The 6,342-nt window shown below is 57.7% G+C and carries 7 protein-coding genes; 2 read left to right on the forward strand and 5 right to left on the reverse strand.

From position 1 onward, the window contains the following. Nucleotides 1–42: 42 nt before the first annotated feature. Entirely contained in the window at nucleotides 43–1,674 is a 1,632-nt protein-coding gene (gene pyrG, locus QP981_RS05310) for a CTP synthase (RefSeq protein ID WP_284857587.1), read from the reverse strand. Nucleotides 1,675–1,940: 266 nt separating this feature from the next. On the opposite strand from pyrG, the gene QP981_RS05315 reads away from it, so the two are divergent. Both QP981_RS05315 and QP981_RS05320 read left to right on the forward strand, forming a co-directional pair. Next, entirely contained in the window at nucleotides 1,941–2,459 is a 519-nt protein-coding gene (locus QP981_RS05315) for a type 1 glutamine amidotransferase domain-containing protein (RefSeq protein WP_187404651.1), read from the forward strand. Between the two features lie 40 nt (nucleotides 2,460–2,499). Continuing rightward, on the forward strand, nucleotides 2,500–3,276 hold the full coding sequence (locus QP981_RS05320) for an LURP-one-related/scramblase family protein (RefSeq protein ID WP_284857588.1): 777 nt from the start codon (nucleotides 2,500–2,502) through the stop codon (nucleotides 3,274–3,276). A gap of 55 nt (nucleotides 3,277–3,331) precedes the next feature. Here QP981_RS05320 and QP981_RS05325 read toward each other — a convergent pair whose 3' ends face one another. The 4 genes from QP981_RS05325 to QP981_RS05340 all read right to left on the reverse strand — a co-directional run. Further along, nucleotides 3,332–4,447 (reverse strand): esterase/lipase family protein, encoded by a 1,116-nt coding sequence (locus QP981_RS05325; protein WP_284857589.1) that lies wholly within the window; start codon nucleotides 4,445–4,447, stop codon nucleotides 3,332–3,334. A gap of 168 nt (nucleotides 4,448–4,615) precedes the next feature. Then, complete coding sequence (locus QP981_RS05330; protein ID WP_284870004.1) at nucleotides 4,616–4,753, reverse strand: hypothetical protein; 138 nt, start codon at nucleotides 4,751–4,753, stop codon at nucleotides 4,616–4,618. A gap of 518 nt (nucleotides 4,754–5,271) precedes the next feature. Beyond that, entirely contained in the window at nucleotides 5,272–5,490 is a 219-nt protein-coding gene (locus tag QP981_RS05335) for a UTRA domain-containing protein (protein WP_350309469.1), read from the reverse strand. A 20-nt stretch (nucleotides 5,491–5,510) separates the two neighbouring features. After that, nucleotides 5,511–6,342: ParA family protein (locus QP981_RS05340; protein ID WP_284857590.1), on the reverse strand; the 832-nt coding region annotated here is incomplete at its 5' end.

The raw sequence follows: 6,342 nt of genomic DNA on the forward strand, positions 1-6,342 counted from the left end.
CACTCTAATAGGTAGGCCGGATTCGACCTCGCGGAGCCGAAGCTAGTTGCGCTTGAGGGCGGCGGCGATGAGGCCGTCGAAAAGCGGATGGGCGTGGGTGGGGCGTGACTTCAGCTCCGGGTGCGCCTGCGTGGCCACGAGGTATGGGTGCACGTCCGTGGGGTACTCGACGAATTCGACAAGCTTGCCGTCCGGCGACGTGCCCGAGATGACCAGGCCGGCTTCTGACAACTGGTCGCGGTAGGCGTTGTTGACCTCGTAGCGGTGGCGGTGTCGCTCAGTGACCTCGGTAGTGCCGTAGAGACCGGCGACGACGGAGCCTTCGGCAAGCTTCGCCGGGTAGGAACCCAAGCGCATGGATCCGCCCAGGTCAGCCTCGCCGGAGACCGCCTGGAGCTGTTCCTCCATCGTGGCGATGACCGGCTCGGCCGCGTTCTCATCGAACTCGGTCGAAGACGCACCTTCGACGCCTGCGGTACGCGCCGCCTCGATGACAACACACTGCATGCCCAGGCAGATTCCCAAAAGTGGCGTACCGGTTTCCTTGGCGTAGCGGATGGTCGCGATCTTGCCTTCGATGCCGCGCCCGCCGAAGCCGCCAGGGATGACAATCGCGTCAACGCCGGCCATATTTTTCTTCAGTCCCTCGGGGGTTTCGCAGTCATCGGAGGCAACCCAGCGGATGTTCGCCTTCACGCGGTGGGCGAAACCGGCGGCCCGCACAGCTTCCGCGACGGACAGGTAGGCGTCCGGCAGGTCGATGTACTTGCCGACGAGCGCCACCGTGACCTCGCCCTTCGGATTGTGGACCCGCTCGAGGAGGTCTCCCCACACGGCCCAATCCATGTCGCGGAACGGCAGGTTGAGGCGGCGGATAATGAAAGTGTCCAGGTGCTCGTCGTAGAGGACCTTCGGGATGTCGTAGATGCTCGGAGCATCCGGGCAGGACACCACGCCCTCGCGGTCGATGTCGCACATCAGCGCAATCTTGTTTTTGAGGGAGTCGGGGACGTCGCGGTCGCATCGCAAAACGACGGCATCGGGAACCAGGCCAATCGAGCGAAGTTCGGCCACCGAGTGCTGGGTAGGCTTGGTCTTCAGTTCCTTGGAGGGGCCGAGGTACGGAACCAGTGACACGTGTAGGTAGAAGACGTTTTCGCGGCCGACGTCGTGACGCACTTGGCGTGCGGCTTCCAGGAAGGGCTGCGATTCAATGTCGCCAACGGTGCCGCCAATTTCGGTGATGACCACGTCGGGCTTTTCGCCGTTCGCGTCGGTATTGCCCATAGCGACAATGCGGGATTTGATTTCATCGGTGATGTGCGGGATGACCTGGACTGTCTGTCCAAGGAATTCGCCGCGACGCTCCTTGGCGATGACCGAGGAATAGACCTTGCCAGTGGTGACGTTGCCGCCGGCGGAGAGATTGCGGTCGAGGAAGCGCTCGTAGTGACCGAGGTCAAGGTCGGTTTCTGCACCGTCTTCGGTGACGAAGACCTCGCCGTGCTGGAAGGGGTTCATGGTGCCCGGATCCACGTTGAGGTAGGGATCGAGCTTCTGCATAGTCACTTTCAGACCACGCGAGGTGAGCAGGCGGCCGAGCGAAGCCGCAGTTAAGCCTTTGCCGAGGGAGGAGGCTACGCCTCCCGTAACGATGATGTATTTCGTAACCACGGGACTTCAGAATATCGCTTGCGCGGGTGCGAGCGCAAGCGACTTTTCATAATGGCGGATGTTTGTTTCATATTTGGGTAACTTTCTCGGGTTTTCCACAAGGCTTGACGACGGCCTTAGATGCAGCCACGGTTGCAGTGCGTGAAGCCAATCAAGACTTCGGCTGCGATTGCGGTGCGTTGCCGGAATCGGGGCTACACCCCGGCCCGAACCATGCCTGCGGTGCATCAATGCAGAAACGCGACGATGCCGTTACCCTCGGGGCCATGACTGATTTAGCGAATAAGACCATTGCAGTTTTGGCCACTGACGGATTCGAGGACTCCGAGCTGACTAGCCCGGCTGAGGCCGTAAAGGATGCTGGTGCGACCGTGCACGTTATCTCTACCGAAGATGGCTCCATTGAGGGCAAGAATGGCACGAAGGTGGACGTCGATAAGCTCACCAGCAGCGTTTCCGCTGATGATTACGATGCTCTGATTCTGCCGGGCGGCACCGTTAATGCTGACCAGATTCGTATCGATAAGGATGCCGTGGCCCTGGTGAAGGGATTCGCCGCAGCCAATAAGCCGATTGGCGTGATTTGCCACGGCGGTTGGATTCTCACCGACGCGGAGGCACTGAAGGGCCGCACGATTACCTCCTACATCAGCGTCAAGACCGATCTGGTGAACGCTGGCGCCAACTGGGTCGATGAGGAAGTTGTGGTTGATGGCAATCTGATTTCCTCCCGTACCCCGGCTGACCTTGAGGCTTTCAACAAGGCACTCGTAGAGAACTTCTAAGCCACTCGGCTTTTAGCATCACCAAAGGACGGCTGTTGCCATGAGTTCATATTGGGATAACCCAAAGTCGCTGTGGGATCAGATTCCACAGCACAATGAGGAAGATGCTTCCGAGCAGCAGCCTTCCACGCCGGAGCAGTCTCCCGCGCCTGAGCAACCTTCCGCGCCGGAGCAGCCCTCCGCGCCGGAGCAGCTTCCGCCGCAGCAAGGGCGTTACCAGGGATTGCTCTCGCACAACAGCATTGTTATCCAGCAGATTCGAAACTTCATGGCGGATGATTTCGACATCCTGGATACCGAGGGCCACTGCATCGGAAAGATCGAAACTACGGGCAGCACGCTGAGCCGAATGTTTATGGGCTCTCGTCGCCTGACAGTGTCCGAACCGGACGGCACTCCGGTATTCGTTATCACCGACCCGACCGATTTCACCCTTGATCGTTACGAGGTCTACTACCCCGACCCGCATGCGACTGATGCCGAAGGCAAACAGCAGGGCGGAGCGGGAGCACCGCGCCTTTTGGCCACTATTCAGCAGAAGTTTGCGTTCTTTAAGCGGCGGCTGGAGATTTCCATCCCCGGTTTTGCCAATTGCGAGGTCGACGGCGACGTCTGGCATTACGACGCCACTTTTATGATCAACGACGTCAGAGTCGCACAGATGTCACGCAAGTGGTCGGGGTTTGCGAATCTCCTATCCGGCAATGAACGCTATGTGCTGCAGCTCAAGGATGATTTGCCACCACAATTGCGCGCGGCGATCATTGGTGCCGCCATTGCCCTGGATTTGATGGCGAAAAAGGCGCAATCCGACTAGCTATTATCGCTGTCGACTCGCGCCTTTTATCAAGAGCTACTGCTCGCGACTATCGCTACCGCGATTCCGCAGCCTCAGCGATGCGTCCATCGATTTGCGTGATGCCATCAGAAACTGCATTGACATGTTCTGGGCGAACATTGGCATTGTCATTGATGCCGCCTTCCACAAAGCCAGTTACCGGCACACACGGAACTTCTATGTTGCGCCCCAGCGCGTTAGCTACCAGCGCAATTGCCCGTGGCGAGAAAGTCAGTCCGATGTGGCCCGACAGGTCCGCAGAGCACCCATCCTGCAGCAGAATATTGTTGGACGTTGGCGCCTGCCACTGGCTTGCAGCCATTGGAGTGACGGCTTCATCAACCTGGGTAGAGATTGCAACATAGTTGACGCCCGGCTGCTCCAAGCCGCCCTCATTCATCTTGGCCATGAACTCGCTATGCTGCAGCAGATCCACCAGGCTCGGGCTGACAATGTACCCCGCAGCCTTATTGCCAGCATTGTCGAACTGGTCGAGCTGCTCCAAACCATAGGAGATACCGAGCAGCGATGTGCCGTGCAGGACGCCCGCCAGGGACACTACCGTGCCTATACCCCGGCCCTGCTCCTGCTTGGCGTAAGCGGCAGCCAAGGTGCCACCAGCAGAGTGCCCAACAATATCGACGGCGGTAGCACCAGTTTCAGCCTTGAGAGTGTCAATCTTTGCAGTCAGCTCAGCCAAAGCGGTGTCCAGCGGGGTCATGTTGCGCATGGTTGGAATAGAGCCAAGCACCGAAAACTCGTCAGGGCCCAGCTTGCCGACGTTAAATGCGTACAGGCACTTCCCCATTGCCTTTAGCTCTGGTGCCATGCGGGCATAGGTCTGGTACGCGTTCGAGTTCATTCCATGAATCATGACCACCGGATTCTCACCGGGAGCAGGAACACACTGCACATTTGTGCCCTCTGGACTGATGTTTTCCGTCATCCCCTGGTTGACCATAACAGTGGGGAAATCATTTGCCTTTGGGCCCCACTCGCCCATTTCGGTCCAGGACAGAACCTGATTATTACCAGTTGCCGAAGCCGGTGTGGCAGCCGCGATAGGAGCCGCTGCCATAGCGACACCAGCTGCAGCTACCAGTGCCGTAGCTGACCGTGCCAGCTTCGAAAATGCTCGATGAGTGCCCATGCTTACTCCTTGCGTAGAGTAGTGAATAGTAAAACGCTTCCAATAAGAACTACGGCATGGGCAAGAGCCAAAAATTACAGGCTATGAATCGCTATCGTACGCTGATAGGCGACCAACCAAAGCCCCTAAATGGGGTTAATAAAATGTGAACTAAATATAACTATAATACTATCCACCTCCAGCTCTGCAGGCTTTTAAAGTGATATCGCTCATAGGCCAAAACAGGCCGCACTTTCGTTGCAATGCCACAGGATTGCTGCCGATGCCCAAATCGCCGGTGAGATTAAACACCTGTTCCACAATCATGTCGGCCCATCATCGATGCGGGGTCCTACACCTCCAGCCCAGAAAGCAGCACAGAATCGACGACACAATCCACTACCAAGACCCCTAACCCGTCAACACCCCCGACCCGGACAACGGAAAGCCCCGGATCCACTGGCTACACCGGCGCCCCCACTGGTGAGCCGACAGCTATAAACAAAACAATTTCGCATTGCGCGAAATCCTCTCAGGGCCTCTACGAACAAGACACCACCTGGTTTACCGACGGTACCTCCGGTTGGACGCAGTATTGCGCCAACAATTTCTACGACGATCCTTCCACGAACACCGCCCCGAAGCCTCAGAACAACGAGCCATCCCCGTGGGTTCAAGGCCAAATCGACTGGGCTGATTGCCTGAACTCTGGCCATTCCGAGGAAGAGTGCCGCGCGATGTTGAATTAAGAAGCCGCTGCCGCCTTCGCCGAAAAGCACTCGCAGCGGCAGCTACGCCAATTCAATTCAAAGCCACCACCGCCCTCCAAAAATCCCCATAGTCCCCTACCGCACGCCCTCCCCAGCCTGCATCGAGATCGGTGACGCATTGCCCCGCGCCGTCGTCACCGAGAAATTCGCCTTACTTGCCAGGTAGCGGTCATCAGAGGCCTCAATCGGCACCCCATCCAGCGTGAATGCACGGCGTCGCACACGCAGCAAAGGCGCGCCGACCTGGACCTTCAGCAGTACAGCTTCCTCTTCATTGGCCTGAACCGCGTCGATCGTGCGCGTCGCAACAGCGCCTAGCTCTCCAACCGCTCCAGGACCAGCGCAGCAACTTCATCAATCTTCTCGGCATAGCCAGTACGCTGGTTCAGCTGAGTTCCCCGCACGCCATCGGTTGCTTGCAGGTCTGCAATTGGTGAATGACTGTCCTGAGCGGTCGCCGGCATTGAGTACATGTGCGGCACATGCCCAATCAGATACTGGTCACACGAATGCCCGAGGCTATCGCCAATTCGTTTTGCTTCATCGCCGAACTTGCCACGGAATCTTTCAAACGCTCCCACAAGCTGCTCTTTACCGTTCGAGCGCCTCTTCACGTATTCCAGCGTTGTGTAGCCAAGGTACTGAAGCCCACGTCCGTCATGTCCGAGCAGCCGAAGCTTACGAGTTTTCTTCGAAATATCTGGCGAGTAGTTCCTCCACTGGGCAAGGTTTCCCTCAGAAATTTCGCTGTATTCAGTGACCCAGTCGTTGAACCACTTGGCGAGGTTTCCAAAGGCGTGGAAGCTGAACAGGTCGGTTGACGTAGGAGTGACGAAGGCGTCGCAGCCCAGAAGTACTGTGCGATTGAAAGGGCCTAACGACGGTCCCACGTCGTAGAAGATGTAGTCGTATCGATCTTCATCCTCCATCGCCACTGCCAACTGCCCGGCCCAGTGGATTCGACGAAAGTCACCGGTCTTCTTGGCTAGCGATGACTGCCATGCGTCACTCATGACATCTTCGATGTTGGAAAGTGCCGGGTGCCCTGGCAGGACATCGACGCCAAACCGGCTCTTCCGGTTTCGGAGTGCGTAGCGGGGTGAAGAAGACCACGGTGGGTTCAGCGGGTCACCACAACATATAGGG

Origin of the sequence: Corynebacterium sp. MSK047 (assembly GCF_030232285.1) — a bacterium.
Taxonomy (GTDB): domain Bacteria; phylum Actinomycetota; class Actinomycetes; order Mycobacteriales; family Mycobacteriaceae; genus Corynebacterium; species Corynebacterium jeikeium_D.